Source organism: Bacteroides ilei (assembly GCF_900128495.1).
GTDB lineage: Bacteria > Bacteroidota > Bacteroidia > Bacteroidales > Bacteroidaceae > Phocaeicola > Phocaeicola ilei.
Map to the genome: position 1 here is coordinate 95,698 of NZ_LT635801.1, position 21,691 is coordinate 117,388.

Here is a 21,691-nt window from a genome sequence, read left to right on the forward strand (position 1 = left end):
TTTATGATTGCAAAAATACTACAAAATATTTAAAAAGTTTCATTTTGATTCATAAATCATAAGCCAAAGTCTGTTTTTTAACATATTTGCTACCTGTAGGCGTATATTTTTGTTATAAACTTTCAAAAATAACTACCAAAATGGCTTGTATTATTTAAAATTTCACACTTCCTATTTTGCATTTTTTGTCATTTACTTAAGTTTCACTCCTATTTTCAAGAAAAATCTAATCAATTCATTACTTATTTAAATAATCAAAAAAATGGAAAAAATAAAGTTCAGATTGGTCTATAATCGCAAGAAAAGGCTCAACAATATGCGTCAGGCTCTAATTCAGGTAGAAGCATACTGTAACAAAGAAAAAGTCTATTTTTCGACCCATATCTATATTCATCCAGAACAATGGGACAAACATAACGGAAGAATTATCAGACATCCACAGCAAGAGGACTTGAATAGAATGACAGATGAATTTATCTTAAAATTACAATGGATTGAACTGAAAGCTTGGAAGCTGGGAAAACAGATGTCATTGGCACTTTTAAAGGAATGTTTTATCAATGATATAGATACTTCGCAGAATCTGTTTATTCCATGGAGTAGAAAATGGGTAGAAAATTCCATGCGTAAAAAAAGTACCCAACAAAATCTATTCACAACATTGGATTTGTTGGAAGATTTGAAAAAAAAGCTGACTTTCGGTGATCTGACCTATACATTTATATTGAACTTTGAATCTTATCTATTTAAAAATAATTTAAGTATCAATACAGTAGCTAAACATATGAGTCAATTTAGAACGTTGATAAACGAGGCAATTAAACAGGGATATTTGTCAAATGAATATAATCCATTTAGTAAATATAAAATCAAGACAATTCCCAGTAAGCATACATTTTTGTTACCCAATGAAATCTATAAATTAGAAAATCTGGATTTATCGTTTACGTCAAACACCCTCCGACATTCTTTGGATGCGTTTCTTTTTTGTTGTTATACCGGATTACGTTATTCGGATTTTATACAACTGACATCAAATAATCTTATAAGATTGAATCAAAAAAACTGCTGGCTAAGTTTTCAATCCGTAAAGACTCATGTAGAAACCCGTATACCTTTATATTTATTATTTCAAGGTAAAGCTTTAGATATTTTAAGAAAATACAAACAGAATCTGGATTCATTTTTCAAATTAAAATCTAATTCAAATGTAAACAAGGATCTTATTAAAATAGGGCGTCTGGCTAATATTGACAAGCATTTTTCTTTCCATTCTGCGCGACATACCAATGCTACTCTTTTAATCTATAACGGAGCCCAAATTACTACTGTACAAAAATTATTAGGACATAGAAGCATTAAAACCACTCAAGGTTATAGTGATATCTTTTCAGGGACAATCATTAAGGACTTGAAAAAATGCAAATTTTGAATCTACGCTTTTGGGGGATATCCTGAAACTTTTAAATATTATCGTTAATTATGGAGATACAAAATCAGTCTTTATTGTAATTGAAAGTATTTAAAAGGTAGAAAATATTTAAAGATGCTTTTATATAAGCTAGTTATAAGTTATGAAGATATAAACTAGTCATATAATAATATATTGATTATCAGCTATTTAATATTTTTTAAGTTCGGCGAAAACTTTAGTGGTTTCTTACATTGGTATGCAGGCTCAGGAAATAGCCATTACCCCACAAATGAAGGTTATTTTAAAGTCTGACTTACACGCTCTTGATGAAGTGGTAGTTGTTGCTTATGGAACTGCAAGCAAGCAATCTTTAACTGGTGCTGTTGCTTCAATAGACACTAAAGAATTAGAATTACGACCTGTTACAAGTGCGACTAGCGCTTTGGAAGGGGCAGCTCCTGGTATTCAGGTAAATAGCTCTTATGGTGAACCTGGTAGTAATAAAACACAAATTCGTGTGCGTGGCTTTGGTTCGGTAAATGGGACAAATGAACCGCTTATTGTTGTTGATGGTGTACCATATAATGGAGATATTACCGATATCAATAGTGATGATATTGAATCCATGTCAATTTTAAAAGATGCAGCTTCTGCTGCATTGTATGGGAATAAAGCTGCTAATGGAGTTGTCTTAATTACGACTAAAAAAGGTAAAGACAGCCGGCTGAATGTACGTGTAAATGTAAAACAAGGCTTATATAACCGTGCAATTCCAGAATATGACCACATGGGTGTGAATGACTGGATGGAAACCATGAGATTAGGTTACAAACGTTATTACATGCTTGATAAAGGGATGGATGCAGCTTCTGCGTCGAATGCCGCAAGTGCAGGATTATCTGCGATTGTAAAAAGTAACATCTTTGATAAACAAGGTTCGGAATGGTTTGACCAAAATGGAAAGTTTGTTGCCAATGTTTTACCAACATACACAGACTTGGACTGGTTGGACGCAATACAACGTACAGGTTACAGACAAGAATATGGAGTTAGTGCTGATGCAGGGGGCGAAAAATATGATATGTTCGCATCTTTCAGCTACTTGAATGAAAAAGGATATGTCATTTCTTCTGATTTTGATCGTTTTACCGGTCGCTTAAAAGCTAACTTTAAGCCGACAAATTGGTTTAAGGCAGGTGTTAATTTAGCGGCAACCATGTCCAAATCAAATTATGCAGATTCAGCGGAAGGAACATATTTTATCAATCCGTTCTATACTGCCGGATTACAGGCTCCTGTATATCCATATTATAAACATAATGCAGATGGTTCATTGGCTCTGGATGAAGATGGAAACGCTCAATATGATGTTAATAACTATAGTTATTTGAGTGGACGAAATATTATTTATGAGCTACAAAATGATATCAACCAAAAAGATAGAAATTCTGTAAACGGACAAGTATATGCAACAATTAATTTCCTGAAAGATTTTTCATTTACAACAAAAGGAGACTTGTATATTGCAGATTTATTTACCAAGAATTTTAATAACCCTGTTTGCGGTGACGGATCTGCCAATGGAGGACGTCTTGTAAATTCAACGGACAGAACACGTGAATATCGTTTTTCTCAGGAACTTTACTGGAATCATGACTTCAACGATCATCATGTTGATATTTTAGCAGCTCATGAATCATTCAAACATTCCTATATAGGTAATTATTTCATGAAAGAAGCACAAAAGATTGCAGGAAGTAATACGGAACCAGCCAATTTCTCCAAGGTAACGTATGCTGAAGGATATTCAAGTGAATTTACTACTGAAAGTTATTTGGCACGTGCACGATATAATTATCAGCAGCGCTATTTTGTTGACGCATCATTCCGTCGTGATGGTTCTTCACGCTTCTACAATCCGTGGGGTAACTTCTGGTCTATTGGTGCTAGTTGGATGATTTCAGAAGAAACTTTCATGAAAGACATTAATTGGATAAATAGTCTGAAATTACGTGCCTCATATGGTGAAGTCGGTAATGATGCAGGTGTGGATTACTATGCTTATAAGTCTTTATATTCATCAGATACCAATTCTGGAATGGGAGCATACTACAAGACGCAAAATGAGAACAAGGATTTGAAATGGGAAACATCTTCATCGCTGGATATAGCTTTGGAAGGTCGTTTGTTTGACCGAATGAACTTTACGATTGACTTCTTCAATAAAGAGTCAAAAGACTTGTTGTTCAATGTATATAATCCATTATCTGCAGGTGCCACAGGGTGGCCATGGGATGGTGATGATCCTGGAACAGGTATGTCATCCGTATATAGAAATATTGGCTCAGTAAGAAATACAGGGGTCGAATTCTCTGTTGATGTAGATGCCATCAGAACTAAAGACTGGACTTGGAACATTGGTCTTAACTTGACAAGCTTACATAATGAAATTACAAAACTTCCTGATGGGAAAGATATCTTAAACGGAACTCAAAATTATAGTGAAGGCCATAGCATCTATGAATTTTATACCTACACATATGCAGGTGTTGACCAACTGACAGGACGTGCATTATATGACGCAGATCCAGACAAGGTCACAGACGATTTACGGGCAGATGGTGAAGTTGTAACAATTAATGGAAAAGATTATGTATATAACAATTCCTACGCAAAAAAAGATTGGCAAGGTTCTGCCCTTCCTAAAGTGTATGGCAGTATCAACTCATCATTGACATGGAAGGATCTTTCATTGTCTGTTTTATGTACTTATTCATTAGGCGGAAAAGTATATGATTACAATTATAGTGACATTATGTCCACTTCAACAGCTTCTCCTCAAGCATTACATCCGGATTTATTGGGTGCATGGAAGGAAGCTCCAGCTGGAATGACAGAAGATTCACCTAACCGTATTGACCCGAATGGAATACCTGCATTTGACCTGTCTTCTTATGATTCGTTCTCTCAAGGAGCCAGTTCACGTTGGTTGACATCTGCATCATATTTCGCTATTAAGAATATCAATCTAGGGTATAACTTCCCCAGGTCTTTAATCAAAGGTTTAGGTATTGAAGGCCTGAAGTTATTCGGTACAGTAGAAAATGCAGTAATCTTTACTTCACGTAAAGGATTGAACCCTCAATATAGCTTTAACGGTAGCCAAGACAATACGTTTGTGGCTGCACGTATATTTACATTCGGTTTAAATCTGAGATTCTAAAAAACGATTAATTGAAAAGTATATGAAATCTATTATAAAATATTTAGCGTTTGCAGCAGTCTGTACATCAACGATGGCTTCATGCTCTGATAGCTGGTTGAAAACGGATCCGACATCTTCTGTATCTGGAGATGAGATCATTGCTACTACAGATAATGCAAAGCAAGCAATAAACGGTATATGCCGTGTTATGGTAAATCAGCATAGTTATTATGGCCAGATGTTTAACGGAGAAGGAACGATGAAGATTCTTTATGGTGAATATCCCGGACAAGACTTGAACTTCCCATATATGAATCCCGGATGGTCGCCTATAATGAATGGCCAAATGACCAATAACAGCAGTAGTATCTATGATTCTTATCCTTGGTATTATTACTATATCATTATCGGTAATGCCAATACCATTATTGCCAAAATAGAAAATGCTGCCGGAACTGAAGAAGAACGGAAATTCATTAAAGCTGAAGCTCTGACATTCCGCGCCTATTCATTCTTCCGCATCACAGAAATATATAGCGATAGCTGGGCAAAAAGCAACAATGGTTCTACTAAAGGTGCAGTCCTCCGTTTGGATGAATCAATGGGTGACATGCCTCAATCAACCTTAGCGGAAACTTATGAGCAGATTTATAAGGATTTGGATGATGCAATTACCCTGTATAAAGAATCCGGGCTTTCCCGTAATGATGTATATGCAAGTGCTACTAGCAGTAACTGTTTTCCTGACCTAAATACTGCTTATGCGATATATGCCCGTGTCGCATTGACTAAGCAAGATTATTCCAATGCCGCAAATTATGCCAAACTTGCCCGTGAAGGTTATAACTTAATGTCAGTTGCCGATTATAAAGCAGGATTTGCCGCACCTACATCTGAATGGATTTGGAGTGTTTATAATGATGCAACAGAAACAATTTGGTATTATGGCTGGCAGTTGTTCATGGCATGTAACGGATATTACGCAATGAATGGTATCAATGTCTGCATTAATCGTGATTTGATTGAGCAGTTTCCAGATAGTGATCTCCGCAAAAGCCTCTTCTTGACAGAAAAAACATTCTTATCGGAAGGTGAATCCTTTACCGATGTTGTAGCAGGCGATGAAGCAGGATCCGACAACGGATCATTTATAAAAGAAGGAGCATATAATAAAGCGGCAGCATATACAAAACAAACAATACCAGCAGCAACAGAACAATGTTTTGCTTATGCAGCATTGAAATTTCAATGTACCGCACAGCCTGCAGTAGGTTGTCAACCGATTTTCCGTGCTTCAGAAATGGTACTGATAGAAGCTGAAGCCAATTATTTCTTAAACAATGAAATTGCCGCCCAAAATGCTTTGGTTGAATTGAATAAGACTAGTGGCCGTGATGAAACATATACATGTACTAAAACTGGTGCCGATTTATTAAATGAAATCAAGATGTATCGTCGCCTTGAATTGTGGGGTGAAGGATTCAGCTGGTTTGATTGTAAACGATGGGGTGATAATGTCATTCGTAAAGGTTTTAATGAAGATGGTAATTATTACTCGGGAGTAGCTGGGACTTATGGTGATAAAGATTCTTTCTGGAAATGGATCATACCACAAAGAGAATCAGACTATAATTCTGCTATAAATTTTAAGTAAGTTATAAATTTTGAATGATTTTTTATTGACTCAAAACAAAGGCACCTCAGTCGTAAAAGTACTGAGGTGCTTTTGTTTTCTACAGGTTATGAAAAATTCTCAAATTATGGTTCATACCATGAGCTATAGTTTTTGGGGCTTATCTTTAATATTGTTATTGTATATTCATCATATGATGTAAATGGTATTTTTCAGGTAGAAAATATCGGTTATAAACTATATCATCATTTGTGTAAAACAAATTTCTCTGATTTTAATCTGTTCTCATCTATTTGAATATCAACTAGTTATATATCTTATAGTTCGGCGAAAACTTTGGTAGTTTCTTATATTGGTTTGGAAAGCCAAGAAGTTGATATTAAGTCTAATGTCAGAGTTGTCCTTAAATCTGACGCTCAGGCTCTAGATGAAGTTATGGTGGTTGCGTATGGAGGAGCTACCAAACGTTCATTTACTGGTTCTGCGACAGAAATTAATGGAGAACAAATCTCACTAAAGAATCCTACAGAGTTATCTAAAGCCCTTGCCGGTGAAGTTGCAGGTGTACAAGTAATGTCTACTTCTGGTCAGCCTGGAAGTAACGCCAGTATTCGTATTCGTGGTTTAGGATCTGCATATTCCAGCCGTTCACCGCTGTATGTTGTAGATGGTATTCCTTTTGAAGCTGATTTGAGTGGTATTGATCCTAGTGATATTGCCTCTATGACAGTTTTGAAAGATGCTACTGCTACTGCATTGTATGGCTCTCGTGCTGCTAATGGTGTAGTTTTGATTACCACTAAAAAAGGTGAAGCTGGTAAGACACGTGTTGACGCAGAAGTAAAATATGGTGCAAATATGCGTTTGACTCCTCTTTATGATGTTATTGATAGTCCAGAAAGATTTACTGAATTGACATGGGAAGGTTTGCGTGGTTACGCAGAAGTTGCAGGTGGATACGATCGTGCTAAAGCTGGAACATGGGCATCACAACAGTTGTTTGGAGGACAAAGTGGTATTGCTCCTATATATAACATGTGGAATGCAGATGGAGATAAATTGATAGATCCTTCTACTGGTCGTTTTTATAGTGGCATTTCACGTAAATATACTCCGGAAAACTGGGAAGATTATTTGTTTAGAACCGGACAGAAATTTGATGCAAGTATTAAGATTTCGGGTGGTAATGAAAAAATGACACATTATACGGCGTTCAGTTACTTGAAGGATGAAGGTTATTATATTTCTTCAGATTATGAACGTTTCAATGTTCGTAATAATATGAGTAATCAGATTGCTCCGTGGTTAAAGGCTACAACATCGTTGTCGTATGCATATATGATTACTAATAAACCGGGACAGTCGGATGATAGTATGAATAATGGTTTTCAGTTTATTAACGGTATGCCTTCTTTGTTCCCTGTATTTGAGCGTGATGAGAATGGAAATATCGTTCAGGATACTAATATTGGAGGAAATAAGTATGATTATGGAATGAATGCTGGTTACAGCCGTCCATTTGCTGCCGGTATTAACCCTGCAGGTGCTTTACTTCTGGATCAAGACGAAGTTAAAACACATCAGTTCAATGGAAATGCTTCATTTGAAGCTCGTTTCTTGAAACATTTTAAAGCTACTGCTAATTTAGGACTTCAATATTACGGTCAGGCTGAAAATGAATTGACTAATCCTTATTATGGCGATAGTGCAGGTAAGGGACAGATTGTTAAGACTCAGGTGAATTATTTGAACTTTACGGCCAACCAGATTTTGTCGTGGAGCCAAAGCTTTGGTAAAAACAATTTTGATGCTTTCGTTGCTCATGAATCGACCAATAGTACTACTAACGTTTCATACGGATCAAAATCGAAGATGGTTCGTCCGGATAATACCGAATGGAGTAATGCTGTTGTAATGGATTATATGGAATCGTATACTTACGGCTATGCGATTGAAAGTTATTTCGGTCAGTTACGTTATGACTGGGATAATAAGTATTTTATTCATGGAACCCTTCGTACTGATGGTAGTTCACGTTTTGCTGAAGGTCATAAGTGGGGTACATTCGGATCTATCGGTGCTGCATGGGCTATTACCAATGAAGAGTTCATGAAAGATGTAAAGTGGTTGAAAAACTTGAAATATAAATTAAGCTGGGGTGTTCTTGGCAATCAGGATTTCATAACGAGTCCTGTTGTCGCTGGATATTATCCGTATGAAGATTTGTATCAGATTAATAACTTGAATGATAACTATACTTTCAGCTTTGTTTATAAAGGTAATCCTGATTTGACTTGGGAAAGAAGTTCTACTATCAATACGGGTATTGAATTTGATATAGCTAATGTCCTTGAAGGTGAAGTGGAATATTTCCACAAAAAGACAACTGATATGTTGTTTATGAAGCAGGTGGCTCCTTCTTTGGGATATGCTTCTTATCCTGTAAATGATGGAGAGCTGGTAAACCAGGGTGTGGAATTTTCTTTGACCGCACATATTTTGAATAAGAAAGATTATAAGTTTGATTTCCGTGTTAATGGTGGATATTATAAGAATGAAATGACTAAAATGCCTATCGATGAAACAACTGGTAAAGAAAAGGCTTTGGAATTAAGTACCTACTATGGATGGGCAAAAGGACATTCTCTGTATGACTTTTACATGCGTGAATATGCTGGCGTAGATCCTCAGACTGGATATGCTATGTATAATCAGTATTATAATGTGTTGCCGGATGGTACGAAAGAGTTGATTACGGATATGGAAACTTATAAATCAACTAAGACCATTAACCAATTGGAGGTTGAACAGACCAGTGATTGGAGTCAAGCTACTAAAAAATTCGTAGATAAATCGGCTATACCTGCTTTGCAAGGTGGTTTCGGATTTGATTTGTATGCAAAAGGTTTTACTATTAATGCTACTTTCTCATATAGCTTAGGTGGATATGGATATGATTATAACTACCAGGCACTGATGCACAATGATGGAGCTGGACAGCATAATTGGCACAAGGATATTGAAAATCGTTGGCAGCAGCCTGGTGATATTACAGATGTTCCTAGACTTACCAATAATTATGGTGGTGGTTCTGATGCTACTAGCTATGCCAATGCAACTTCAACACGTTTCTTGACTAGTCGTTCTTATTTGAATCTGTCGAATATTCGTGTGGGATATACTTTCCCGCAGAGCATCACATCTAAGTTGCGTGTAGGTGGCTTGAGCGTATATGTTTCTGGAGATAACTTGTTCTTCCTCTCTGCTCGTAAGGGATATGTTGCTAATGCTTCTTCAGGTAATAGTGATACGGTCAACAATGATAATAATAATGATTCAGGAGAATCAGGCAGAAGCCAATACAGTCCGTTGAGTACAATCATGGGAGGTATTAAAGTTCAGTTTTAACTAAAATAAAATCAGATGTCTATGAATTTAAATAAATATATTCCAGTTGCTGCTTTAGGCTTGATGATTCTAAGTAGTGGCTGCTCAGATTCTTTTTTGGAGAAAAGTCCTTCGGATTATATCACCTCGGGTGATTTGGAAGAAGTGGCTAAGTGGAATACCAATATCCTGATGGGACAGGCATTGGGTACTTATTCTACTACTTTTGCAATGTCTACTGGAGGTGTAGGAGGACATGATGACTTTGGACAAAAGGCTGTTGATATTGCAACAGATTTGATGAGTGGTGATATGGTTATCATGATGAAGGGTTATGGTTGGTTTGAAATGGCAGGTGATTTGACTTGTTCAACTCGTACCGCAGCTCAATTCTCTTATCAGTTCTGGAGATATTACTACCGTCTTATCAAGGCTACTAATGAAATTATAGATGCTGCAGGGGGTGACGAAGCAAAACCTACTGGAGAAAATGGCGTGTATTTTGCTCAGGCTAAGGCTTTGAGAGCACATTCTTATTTTAATCTGGTAAATCTGTATGCCCGTCCTTATTTAGAAGATAAAACAGCTTTGTCCATACCTATTTATCGTACGCAATTAACTTCGGAGGCTGCAAAGAGAGCGAGCGTAGAAGAAGTCTATAATTTGATTGTTAAAGATTTGACCGATGCTATTCCTATGTTGGAGGGATATGTACGTCCTTCTGGACAGAAAGACCAGATTAATCAGGCAGTAGCGAAAGGTATGCTGGCTTATGTTTATCTTATGATGGGTAGAAATGCAGAAGCGGCTCAATTGACTCAAGAAGTGATAGATTCGCAAGAATTTACCTTGATGAATAGAACGGAAGTTATCAATTCTGGATTTAATTCTGTTTCTATTCCGGGATGGATGTGGGCTATTGATTTGACAACAAGTAACTCTCCGGCTTTGCCTACATTCTGGGGACACATGGATTTGTTTACATATAGCTATGCGTATGCCGGCGGTGAAAAACTGATTGATACTAATTTATATAATTCTATACCGGATACGGATGTTCGTAAGAAATGGTTTACTGAAACTGATGAAAATGGAGAACAGTATGAATTGACAAACTGGTGGAAGTTCTATGATAGTAAACGTATTAGGGGAAACAGAGAATGGTACGATGATGAAGTTTATATGCGTGTGGCTGAAATGTATCTGATAAATGCTGAAGCTAATGCACGTAATAATAATCTTCCGGCAGCAAAAACTACTTTGAAAGCTTTGTTGTCTGAACGTGATACAGAAACTGCGGCAAAAGTAGATCAGATGGGGCAAGAAGAACTCATGGATGAAATCTATTTCAACTGGCGTTTGGAATTGTGGGCTGAAGGACGTGGCCTGCTTACTATGAAACGATTCCAGAAGAGTATTACTCGTTGCCAGGAAGATGCAATGCTTCCGGGACAGACGTATGATTATAAGGATGAACGTCTGACGTTTAAGATTCCTGAAAATGAAATCATAAACAATCCTAATCTTGAGGATTAATAATTCATTAACTTTTCTAATGCTCTGAAATAAGATAATAATACTGGAGTATTGATAAAATGCCTCGACATTGTATAATGGATAAAACAATGTTGGGGCATTTCTTTTTGTAACAATATTATATTAAAGTAAGTATTAACTAAATACAATTGTAATGGGTAAGCATTCGGACAAATACATCTTTTACACTTTGAGGTTTGATTGTAGCTTTGCGGCAGCGAATACAATCAAACCTCAATTATTATGAATAGACTGGAATTTGAAGAATTGGAATTGCAGGTACAACAAAGCGGCCTGCCGTTGAAGTCGTACCTGCAACAGATAGGTGTAAGTTATTCAACCTATCATTACTGGCGTAGAAAATGTTCGGTTGACAGGAACAGTATCAAACAAGAGCTGGTTCCCATCAGTCTTAAACAGTCAGTCATGGAATCGTCCCCTGAAGGACAAGTGCCGCATGGTGTGTCCGTTCTGTTTCCCAACGGTCTTCGTGCCCACTTCGGGAACGGGTCAGAAGAGATACTGATGGAGCTGTTCACCCAAAGTCTTTGAGGCGGCCATGTTTAACCTGAACGACACGATGCGCTACTTCCTGTATCCTGGCAGGACAGATATGCGCAAGGGTATCAGTTCGCTGTGCGGAGTGGTGCATGAGAAGATGAACAGCGAAGTGAAGAACGGGGATGTCTTCATCTTCATCGGTTCCAGCCGCAGGCTCATGAAACTGCTTCATGCGGAAGACGGAGGTATGGTGATGTATGTAAAACGCCTGGAGGCGGGCCGCTTCAAACTGCCGGAGTACGATCCCCAATCAAACAGCTATCCCATGGAATGGCGCGACCTGGTGATGATGGTCGAGGGCATTCAGGAAAATCCGCAGCAGAGGCTCCGGCGCCTGAGGGCAGAGCGCAAGGAATATCATGTATAATATGCTTCCGGAGTGAACAAAAGTGCGGATATTATTGTGTAATCCGCTTATATTTAGTATATTTACATAAACAAAACAGATGCGGACAATGGAAGAAAAGGATATACTGCTCAAGACGATAGAAGGGCTGAATGCCTCCATTGCTTCATTGTCTGCCACTAATAAGGATCAGGCGGAACAGATTAAGAATCTGCAGGAACGAATCAAAGAGCTGACGGCTCAGATTGCATGGCTGAACCGCCAGCTCTTTGGGCGTAAGACAGAAAAGCTTCCCATATATAGTCCCGATATGCTTGACCTTTTTGCCGAAGAGTTTGCCGGACTCCGGCATCAGGCGGAAGAAAAGCGGGACGAGGCCGTGGAGCAGATAGAAAAGGAACCAGTGGAAGTCCGGAAGCAGAAGCGTCAGAACCGCAAAATGACAGAGGAACTGCCCGTACTCGAAACCGAGGTTATAGAGCCGGCCGGTGTGGACCTGTCCTTATATCGTAGAATTGGCGAAGAGGTAACCAAAGTGGTCAAGCACAAACCGGGGATGCTCTATGTCAAGGAAATCATCCGTCCCAAATATGCGCTCAAGGACAGCACCCGGCTTCCTCCCGCAGGGCAGAAAGGCGTGGAGATTGCCCCCATGCCGCTGATGCCCGTCGACAAGTGCATCGCCGACACCAGCCTGCTTGCCGAGATACTGCTTCAGAAGTATGAATATCACGTCCCGTTCTACCGGCAGATACAGCAGTACCGGCATCTTGGGATGAAAGGCCTTACGGAAAGTACGCTGGACGGATGGTTCAAAAAAACGGTGGAGCTGCTCAGGCCTCTGTATGAGGAGCTCAAGAAGGAAGTCTTTTCCTGCGACTATGTACAGGCGGACGAAACCACTGTTCCGGTCATCAACAAGGAAAAGCACAGGGCCGACAAGGAATACCTGTGGATGGTAAGGTCGGTCATGAAGAAACTGGTCATCTTCCATTACGACCAGGGATGGCGTGCCGGAGCGGTCATCGAATCCGTGGCAAATCAATATCACTTCAAGGGTTATCTTCAATGCGATGGTTTTGCAGGCTATGAGACAGCCTTCAGGACCAACCCCGACGTGCGGCTGCTCAACTGCCTGGTGCATATCCGCCGTCATTTTGAACAGGCTCTGGATGAAAACCGGGAGATGGCCGAACATGGCCTGACCCAGCATATTTACCGGATTGAACACTGCTGCGATAAGGCGGGCCTGTCGTACGACGAGCGGAAGACGAAGCGCCGGGAACTGGCCGGACCTGTCATGGATGCCATGAGAGTATGGATGGAGACAGAAGGAATTAAATACAGTCCAAGTTCTTTGACAGGCAAGGCCATAACATATGCCTATACCAAATGGGATAATATTATGAGATGTCTGGACGATGGCCGCCTGTACTGGGACAACAATCTGGCGGAAAATGTCCAACGGCCCATCACTCTGAGCAGAAAAAATTTTCTCTTCTGTGGTAATCACGAAGCTGCGGTTAATATGTCTGTCATATGTTCTCTGCTGGCCACATGTAAGGCGCACGGGGTAAATCCCAGGGTATACCTGAACGATGTTATCGCACAAATGCCTTATCACAAAAAGGCAACCCAAGAAGAACTTTTGAATCTACTTCCACATAAATGGAAGTTGAAACATCCGGAATGTGTACTGACAAGGCAAAAGGAGGAATCTTGTAACTGATATAAATTGTAACATATGTGCTTGACAATATTTTTAAAGAACTCATTTAATTTATCGCCAATGCGGGTTTACATAAGCTAATTATTCGAGAATAATTGTAGAAATATATTATATTTGCAAAAGAGAATCCTTTCGTTGATATTATGACAATAAACATTTTTAACGTAACCATACTATTTTCCGCCTTGACGCACATTATTCACAAACCTACCTTTGCGCCATAACCAAATAACAACAATGATTATGGCGAAAGAAAAAGTAAACTATCAGGAGGTATATGACCTCTATCAGTTATGCAGCGAGACCAAGGATCTTCGGGAGTTCTGTGCTGATTATGGAGTAAACTACGACAAGTTCATGAACTGGCAGCGTCATCAACTGTGGAGCGAGAAGTTAGGCAAGACTGTTCATGTAGAACAACCTAAGGTTGCCAAAGTCCAGATAACCGGCAAGCCTTGCAACAGTCCAACTGTAAAGTTGGAAGTGAAACAGCCTGAAGGTGAATCTCCAATTAAGTGGGTAAAACTGCAATTGACATCCGGAGCGACACTGTTTCTGAGAAACACCACAGTTCTTGATTTGAGTCTGTTGCTTAATAAAATGATAGGATGATATGCTTGGACTGAGTGCTAACCTGAACTATTACCTGTTCAACGGTAATGTGGATTTGCGGAAAGGAATCTTCCGTCTGTGTGAGAGTATAAGGGAAGATATGTCACTTGACCCGAGTGATGCATCCAATGTATATATGTTCATGTCCCGTAACCGCAAGGTCGTGAAGATACTTCATTACGAACGTGGTTTTTATGTGCTTTACGAGAAACGTCCTATCATGGGGAGATTCAAGAAACCGGTGTTTGATGAGGTCTCCAAATGCTACCGGATACAATGGTCGGACATGGCCTATCTTACGGAGAGTATTGTAGTCGACAAGATGTATGTCAGTCCTAAAGAGTAATATTAATGCATTGATTATCAATAAAATAATGCAAAAATAATTGATAAAAAGTTTGCGTAACTGCTTGATTTTTCGTACCTTTATATCATGATTGATGAAAGAGCATACGAGTTACTTTGCTGCCAGCTGGGTCTGGCGAATGAAGAAAAGGCAGGGCTCCGCAAACAGAATAAAGAACTGATTGCGAGGCTTGAGTCTATTGAAAAATCCAACAGGGAGAACTCAAAGGCTCTGATTGATACAATCAATGATCTCAAAGATTCCCTCGAAAAGCAATCAACCACGGTTGAACATTACAGGAAAGAAATAGAACTTATGAGAAAGCAGCTTGAGGCAAAAGACGAGGTGAACATGATGCTGGCAAATGAGATATCCAATCTCAGGCTTCAGCTTGAGGATAGCAGGAAACATCGTTTCGGCCGTACCTCCGAGCAAAGAAGGCTGCTGAACAACCGTAACATTGACAAGTCTGCGATGGAGAAGTCCGAGTATGACGGCTCTGATAAGAAAGATGATAATAATAAGGCAGATGGTAACGGTACTGGCAGCAATACCTCTTCCGGTAACGTACCTGCACAGAACTGCAGGCCTTCAAGGAAAAAGGAAACAGCTCCCCGTGCAGAAAAGACCAGGCTGAAGGTGGATAAGGTAGTTGTTCATGAAATAGAAGACTATTATCAGCTTCCTGAAGGTGCAAGGTTTATGAACCGCAACGGTATGCCTGATGTGTGGGAATACAGGGTTGTAGAACATGTAAGGGCTCATAACGTGGAGCATGTGTACAAGGTGGCAAGGGTAAAGCTTGCAGACGGCACTTTCACAAGCACCATGGAGCATCCCTTGAAAAACCTTGGAGGAATCTTCTCCCCTGATTTGCTTGCCCGTCTGCTTTGTCTGAAATATGACTTCAGCATGCCTGAAAATAGACAGATAAGGCTGCTTGCAAGAGAAGGTATCCATATAAGCAACACCACGCTGAACAGCTATATCCATAACGGAATCGCCAAACTAAAGGAATTTATCGGAGATGCATTCAAGGAGTTTGTACAGAGGGCAAAATACCTTATGGTTGATGAGACTACCGAACTCGTTGGAGTTGAAACACCGGAAGGTAAGGCTTACAGGAGAAAGTACTTATGGGCTTTCTTTGCAAAGCATATAAAGATGGTCTATTATCACTATAACAACGGCAGCAGGTCTTCCGATACGGCAAAGTCGTTCCTGGAATATTTTATGGGAACCATATCCACTGACGGATATACGGTTTACAGGATGTTTGACGGAGAAGCCTCAAAGGTGCTTCACATAGGATGCTGGACGCACTGCAGGAGGTTGTGGGTTGATGCCTTGCCTTCAGACAGAACTGCGATGGATATAATAGACCCTATCGGTGATATGTTCAGAAATGAAGACTTGTTCCGCACAATGAAACTCAGCGGTGAGCAGATTAAGGAAAAAAGACTTAAACTTACAGGACCGATTCTTGAACGTATCCATCATAAGGTGGTCATGATGATGCAGGATACCAAACTCATGGCAAACGAACTGATGAGAAAGGCTGTGAACTATACGTTAAACCAGTGGAAATCCCTGAAAAATATCCTCAAGGACGGTGCAGCGGAAATATCGAACAACCTCTGTGAGCAAAGGATGAAACCTGTAAAGCTGCTGCTCAAAAACTGTATGAATATCGGCAGTGAGGATGCGGCAGAAAACTCGGCATTCATCTTCTCGCTGATAGAAAGCTGTAAGTTGAACGATATAGACCCTCAAGATTACCTGAAGCACTTGTTTGAATGTATTCTTCATGGTAAGGTCTGCGACAAGAAGACTCTTCTGCCATGTTTTTATAAACCGGAATGTTAAAACAAAAATATTTTCTCGCGGACATTTTTATTTTATCGGCTGAAAAACAGCCGATAAAATTGTCGTGGCGGGAAATAGTATGCTTACAAAAGGAAAGTGAGTTTGCTTAACTTTCGTGGGTAGGTTATCCCATTCCGATGAATCAATGCGTAGAGGGAGTACCAGTCGGAGGGTACTCTATATAACAAACGAAACGCGAGAGTTACTTCAGGGGTTGAGACCGATTAGCATAAGCCCGGTTACCATTCAGCGACAGAGGTTAACGAGATTGCACCGCTGCATATAACAACAATGTTTTTATCCGTCTAAGGGTAATGGCTCTGTGGTTATATGCAGTGTTTTGTGTATGTATGCCTCACATTGCAAAGCGTCTGTATTCAGAGGTTATGTTGAACATAAACAATGAATGCAATGGAAAAACTGACAAAATCCATGTCCCTTTTCAAAGAACGTAACTGTTCTGTTTCTATCGTGTTGGACTCACGTACTCGCAGAAAAAATGCGTATGAGTTTCCATTATCTCTTCGTTTCACGGTAGACCGCAAATTTTTTTATTTCACAGTTGGAAGTTCTTTTACTGAAAGAAAGTTTTCAGATATTTGTAATGCAACTAAATGTAAGAGCGAGAACTACAGACTTCAAAAAGAGTGGAAAGATACACTTATTCCCAAATACAAAGAAATTCTGATGAATTTGAATAAAGGTGGTATTCTGACATTTGAAATGGTACGTCAATGTATCATGGGAGAAGAAGTCGCAACACCCAATGAAGAAACAAATAAACCACAATCTTTTATTGGCATATGGGAAGAAATCATTAGTGGATTACGAACAGACGATGATGGTGCACGCTTTACTACAGCAGAGAGTTATGAGTGCGCACTCAAATCATTAAGAAAGATACTCGGACCAAATATGATTAAAGGATTTTGCATTAGTGCAGCAGAAATTCAGAAGTGGAAGGACGGAATGCATAATGGAGTAAAAGATGAGAATGGGAAGATAATAGGAAAAATCAGTGATACTACCGCAGGGATATATTTACGCTGTTGTCGTGCCGTATGGAATAAGTGTGTACATGAAGGCTATCTCAAAGATGTTCCTTATCCTTTCTCTAACAAGAAGGAGAAAGGGCTTGTAAGTATTCCTAAGAGTGCAAAACGCAAACAAAGTTTCCTGAATGTTAATCAAATGACAGAACTATATAACCTCTTTGTATCCAAGAAATATCCCGAATATTGGTCAGAAGAATATACCAAACGCGCTCACTACTCATTAGGATTGTTTCTTGCCCAGTATTTGTGTAATGGGTTCAATATGGCAGATGCAGGGCGATTGACTTACGATAATTATTATTATCAGACACATGGCAAAGCTTTCCGCTTCAACCGTAAGAAAACTTCCCGAAGAAGTACTGATGGTTCCGAAGTAATCGTTCCTATCATACCTCCTTTACAATATATTTTAGATGAAGTGGCTGCACCTCCGACCCGAGGCGGTTTGGTCTTTCCCCACATATTAAAAGGAGCTGAAACAGAAGAACTGCGTCGCAAATATACGATGCAGGAAAACTCTAATGTGAAAGACCGTATCATCAAAATATGTCACGAAGCACTGAATTGGGATAAATCCATCTGTCCGTCTGGTACATGGTGCCGTCATTCGTTTGCCACGAACCTACATAATGCCGGAGTAGATATGGATTATATTTCTGAAAGCATGGGACACGCTTCTTCTGATCATGCAATCACTCAAATATACATTGAGCACTATCCACTTGAAATTCAGATGGAAAATAACTCAAAGCTGTTGAATTTGACAAAAACTTCTGAAAGAGATTTGTTATTGGCAAAACTGACGAGTATGTCCACTGAGGATTTATCCAAATTGTTTAAACGACTATAATACGATTTTAAGGATGATTCATTTCATAGAGAGAATAAGGGACTATTTTACTAGAAAGGATTGTGCTGATATGGCTATTCGTACTTGGAAATCCGCCAACGAAGAATTGTATGCCAATTTCTGTAAACGCATGGATGCTGTTGGAAAGGGTAACTTATCTGTTTTGACAGATATGTATCAGATGATGCGGGAATGTACACCGTCAGAAGCTTTGCTGTTATATAACTGGCTTTCTGAACTTATAAACGGAAACGGCAAAAATGTACAGAATATAGCCAATCAACAATGGGCCGGTAAGTATACAGATATTATAGCCCAATGTATTACCAACAAACGGTTATGGATAGGCATAAACATAAAAACGGCTACGGTAGAGCTACTCACATCCCCAAAGTCAGAATTACTTATGGTTCATTCCAAAACACCTCTTGAAATTTGGAGTCGTTTGCCACAGGAAACAAAAGCCTATTTAACTGGACAGTTGGATGTACTAATGAGAAACAACAAAGGATACTATCTGTTAAGCAATCTTGAAAGAAAAATGGTGTATCAGTTCTTGACGTACATTTCCCAAATCATCGTCCTATCCCACGCCGTGTTTGTTGGAGAGTTTGTGGCTAACCTGTACGATTATGTGATAGAGAAAAAGGAGGCCTTAAGTTATTGTATGTACTATTTCGTAATATTTGACCACGGCCTTTCACGTATGGCTAAGTTACTTGACCGTCTGTTGAGTAGTGAAGAAGTTGATAATGGAGATATGCTTCTGATAAAATCGTGTATTGCTTTGCTTGTTAATAAAAGCATAGAGATAGGAACTGAAAGTAAAGCCGAATGGGAAGCAACGGCTGAAGTATGTAATCCGGATATTTGGAAAGAAGTTATGTTTGCCTTGCGAAAAGTGAAAGGTAAACGTGGAAACAGAAAAATAATACAATCATTGGATGACATCCTTATTGGGGATAAGGAACGTATCAAACAAGGCATTTACTCTTTTCTTGAAGAGAACACCGAAGATATAAGCCTTGCCTATTTATTGAAAGCTCTGGTAAAAGCTGGAAGAATGAAGGCTTCTATAAGATACATGACATTTCATCGTGCCATCGAACAATTCTACCAGCGACATTACGGACATGACATTCCACAGAAAAGATATGGTGAAATCAAAGACATTACATTGACTTCACCTCAAAGAGGAAACAGTTATATCAAAGCAAAACGGATAATAGACCGATGGACAGATTATTTTATAAAAAACGGGTAGTTGGGAAATCCAGCTATCCGTTTTTACTTTCTGTAAATATCTGTTGTAAATCGGTCGGTTATATTAAGGTATAAATAAGCCGACCAATACGCTGAGTTTCATACAATACCTTTGCTTGTGAAATCGGTTTCACAGAGTTAAACCGAGGCTTAAAGTATTCAATAACTAAACAAATAAAGGTATGGAAGAAAAATTCAATCTAAACCAGTTGCTCCAAAAGCCCATCGCTATGATGACCGGCGAGGAACTTTGTTTTCTAATTACAAAAAGTGTAGAGTCCACAGAAAAAGCTACATCCCCAATAGCTCCAAAAGGCAACTACTATGGAATAGAGGGTATTGCCCGTGTGTTTGGATGTAGTGTACCTACGGCTAATCGCATTAAAAAGAGCGGTATAATCGACAAGGCTATCACACAGATAGGACGAAAAATCGTAGTGGATGCAGACCTTGCATTATCGCTGGCAAAGGAATCGGGTGGTATCCACATTAAAGAGTAAACAGTATGAAAGAGAATTGGAAACAGCAGCTGGCAACAGACAGCTACGGGAATCTTTTCCGCTCCATAAGCAATTATAGGCTCATTTTTACATCGGATGAAAACTTGAGCATGATAAAGTACGATACCTTTTGTCAGGATGATATATGTTTCTGCTCTTTATTCCATAATGTCAATGGCAATAAAATTGATGAAGAGTCAGTTGGAAAGATACAAGACTATCTGGAAAGGACATACAAATTATATCTGACGCAAAATAAGATATTTGAAATACTAAAAACAACCTCTTTGGAACGTGGTTTTAATCCTGTACAGGATTTTATTACCCAAGAAATATGGGATGGGCAACCCCGTATAGCCACAACTATTATTGATTATCTAGGAGCGGAAGATACTCCACTAGTAAGGGAACAAACAAAGTTATGGTTTGTAGCGGCTGTTGCCCGGGTTTTTACCCCCGGTTGTAAGTTTGACAACGTATTGACTCTGCCTGGTCCCCAGGGCATAGGAAAAAGTACCTTTTTCAAAACCATCAGTGGAAAGTGGTTCAACGATTCGTTCTCTTTTGCCAGTGGTGACAAGGAGAAGGTAGAAACCATAACCAATGGTTGGATTATAGAAATAAGTGAGTTGAACGGTTTAAAACGGGCAAATGACGCAGAGGCAGCCAAAGCTTTTCTGAGCCGCTGTAGTGACTTTATGCGTCCTGCATACGGACATAAGGTAGTGGAATTTATGCGGCACAATGTCTTTGCAGCTACTACTAATGAAACAAATTTCCTGCAAGGTGACAATGGAAACCGTCGCTGGTGGATAATCCCAGTTAAAGGTAACGGTCATGTATCAGAATGGTTGGATATTTTACAACGTACTGTTCCTCAACTTTGGGCAGAAGCATACGTCTATTATCGGCAAGGAATGAAACTTTACTTAACACCAGATTTAGAAATCAAAGCAAATGAGGTACAGAGGCAACATTCCAACATTCTTGTTGACCCCATCATGGAAGATTTGGAAATGTATTTGGAGCGTGAGATCCCCATCCAATATGCAAGTTGGACTATTCCTAACCGATTGGCTTATCAAAAAGGAGCATACCCAGATTCCAACTTCAAAATGACCACACTCAATATGGTTTGTGCCCGGCAGATTATAGAGGAACTACCCAATGATATAGTCAGGCGCAATCCGTCTAAGTACACATCACAATATATTAATCGCCTGATGTCTATGATTCCTAATTGGAAACGGAGTGATCAGGAGAAGGTCAAGGGGCTGCACCCTGCATATTGCGACAAGACTGGACGGACAAAGCATCCTTGGGTGAGAGTAGATACGCCAGGCGAAGAAGCCAGTACAACATTATTATTGTGAACAGAATTTACCATT

The 21,691-nt window shown here is 39.3% G+C and carries 13 protein-coding genes and 2 pseudogenes; all 15 read left to right on the top strand.

Going from position 1 to position 21,691, the window contains the following annotated elements:
• Positions 1–262 precede the first annotated feature (262 nt).
• The gene (locus BQ7489_RS00365; RefSeq protein WP_072529574.1) at positions 263–1,432 is read left to right on the top strand and encodes a site-specific integrase; all 1,170 of its coding nucleotides are present in this window, start codon (positions 263–265) and stop codon (positions 1,430–1,432) included.
• A gap of 202 nt (positions 1,433–1,634) precedes the next feature.
• Positions 1,635–4,637 (top strand): annotated as a pseudogene (locus tag BQ7489_RS00370) (SusC/RagA family TonB-linked outer membrane protein); the annotation flags it as partial.
• Between the two features lie 22 nt (positions 4,638–4,659).
• Entirely contained in the window at positions 4,660–6,273 is a 1,614-nt protein-coding gene (locus BQ7489_RS00375) for a RagB/SusD family nutrient uptake outer membrane protein (RefSeq protein WP_072529576.1), read from the top strand.
• Between the two features lie 291 nt (positions 6,274–6,564).
• Positions 6,565–9,660, top strand: a complete 3,096-nt coding sequence (locus tag BQ7489_RS00380) for a SusC/RagA family TonB-linked outer membrane protein (protein ID WP_072529577.1) — start codon at positions 6,565–6,567, stop codon at positions 9,658–9,660.
• A 21-nt stretch (positions 9,661–9,681) separates the two neighbouring features.
• The gene (locus tag BQ7489_RS00385; protein ID WP_113745225.1) at positions 9,682–11,175 is read left to right on the top strand and encodes a RagB/SusD family nutrient uptake outer membrane protein; all 1,494 of its coding nucleotides are present in this window, start codon (positions 9,682–9,684) and stop codon (positions 11,173–11,175) included.
• A 243-nt stretch (positions 11,176–11,418) separates the two neighbouring features.
• Positions 11,419–11,727 carry an IS66 family insertion sequence element accessory protein TnpA gene (gene tnpA / locus BQ7489_RS00390; protein WP_072529579.1) on the top strand — a complete coding sequence of 103 codons (309 nt, stop codon included), beginning with the start codon at positions 11,419–11,421 and terminating at the stop codon, positions 11,725–11,727.
• A 7-nt stretch (positions 11,728–11,734) separates the two neighbouring features.
• The gene (gene tnpB, locus BQ7489_RS00395; RefSeq protein WP_072529580.1) at positions 11,735–12,103 is read left to right on the top strand and encodes an IS66 family insertion sequence element accessory protein TnpB; all 369 of its coding nucleotides are present in this window, start codon (positions 11,735–11,737) and stop codon (positions 12,101–12,103) included.
• Positions 12,104–12,191: 88 nt separating this feature from the next.
• The gene (tnpC, locus tag BQ7489_RS00400; protein ID WP_072529581.1) at positions 12,192–13,811 is read left to right on the top strand and encodes an IS66 family transposase; all 1,620 of its coding nucleotides are present in this window, start codon (positions 12,192–12,194) and stop codon (positions 13,809–13,811) included.
• A gap of 243 nt (positions 13,812–14,054) precedes the next feature.
• On the top strand, positions 14,055–14,423 hold the full coding sequence (locus tag BQ7489_RS00405; protein WP_204352735.1) for a hypothetical protein: 369 nt from the start codon (positions 14,055–14,057) through the stop codon (positions 14,421–14,423).
• A 1-nt stretch (position 14,424) separates the two neighbouring features.
• A complete protein-coding gene (gene tnpB / locus BQ7489_RS00410) occupies positions 14,425–14,769 on the top strand; it encodes an IS66 family insertion sequence element accessory protein TnpB (RefSeq protein ID WP_072529583.1) in 345 nt (114 codons plus the stop codon).
• A gap of 87 nt (positions 14,770–14,856) precedes the next feature.
• Positions 14,857–16,635: an IS66 family transposase gene (gene tnpC / locus BQ7489_RS00415; protein WP_072529584.1), complete on the top strand. Its 1,779-nt coding sequence runs from the start codon at positions 14,857–14,859 to the stop codon at positions 16,633–16,635.
• Between the two features lie 411 nt (positions 16,636–17,046).
• Entirely contained in the window at positions 17,047–18,540 is a 1,494-nt protein-coding gene (locus BQ7489_RS00420) for a tyrosine-type recombinase/integrase (RefSeq protein ID WP_204352736.1), read from the top strand.
• Between the two features lie 13 nt (positions 18,541–18,553).
• Positions 18,554–19,804 carry a DUF6043 family protein gene (locus tag BQ7489_RS00425; RefSeq protein ID WP_072529586.1) on the top strand — a complete coding sequence of 417 codons (1,251 nt, stop codon included), beginning with the start codon at positions 18,554–18,556 and terminating at the stop codon, positions 19,802–19,804.
• A gap of 181 nt (positions 19,805–19,985) precedes the next feature.
• Entirely contained in the window at positions 19,986–20,303 is a 318-nt protein-coding gene (locus tag BQ7489_RS00430; protein ID WP_022020166.1) for a DUF3853 family protein, read from the top strand.
• Between the two features lie 5 nt (positions 20,304–20,308).
• Positions 20,309–21,667, top strand: a pseudogene (locus tag BQ7489_RS00435) (VapE domain-containing protein); the annotation flags it as partial.
• Positions 21,668–21,691: the final 24 nt, after the last annotated feature.

Coding starts and splice junctions, on each gene's coding strand:
- tnpC (WP_072529584.1), top strand. CDS start 14,857: ATGATTGATGAAAGAGCATACGAGTTACTTTGCTGCCAGCTGGGTCTG.
- BQ7489_RS00385 (WP_113745225.1), top strand. CDS start 9,682: ATGAATTTAAATAAATATATTCCAGTTGCTGCTTTAGGCTTGATGATT.
- BQ7489_RS00420 (WP_204352736.1), top strand. CDS start 17,047: ATGGAAAAACTGACAAAATCCATGTCCCTTTTCAAAGAACGTAACTGT.
- BQ7489_RS00365 (WP_072529574.1), top strand. CDS start 263: ATGGAAAAAATAAAGTTCAGATTGGTCTATAATCGCAAGAAAAGGCTC.
- tnpB (WP_072529580.1), top strand. CDS start 11,735: ATGTTTAACCTGAACGACACGATGCGCTACTTCCTGTATCCTGGCAGG.
- BQ7489_RS00425 (WP_072529586.1), top strand. CDS start 18,554: ATGATTCATTTCATAGAGAGAATAAGGGACTATTTTACTAGAAAGGAT.
- tnpB (WP_072529583.1), top strand. CDS start 14,425: ATGCTTGGACTGAGTGCTAACCTGAACTATTACCTGTTCAACGGTAAT.
- BQ7489_RS00405 (WP_204352735.1), top strand. CDS start 14,055: ATGGCGAAAGAAAAAGTAAACTATCAGGAGGTATATGACCTCTATCAG.
- BQ7489_RS00375 (WP_072529576.1), top strand. CDS start 4,660: ATGAAATCTATTATAAAATATTTAGCGTTTGCAGCAGTCTGTACATCA.
- BQ7489_RS00430 (WP_022020166.1), top strand. CDS start 19,986: ATGGAAGAAAAATTCAATCTAAACCAGTTGCTCCAAAAGCCCATCGCT.
- tnpA (WP_072529579.1), top strand. CDS start 11,419: ATGAATAGACTGGAATTTGAAGAATTGGAATTGCAGGTACAACAAAGC.
- tnpC (WP_072529581.1), top strand. CDS start 12,192: ATGGAAGAAAAGGATATACTGCTCAAGACGATAGAAGGGCTGAATGCC.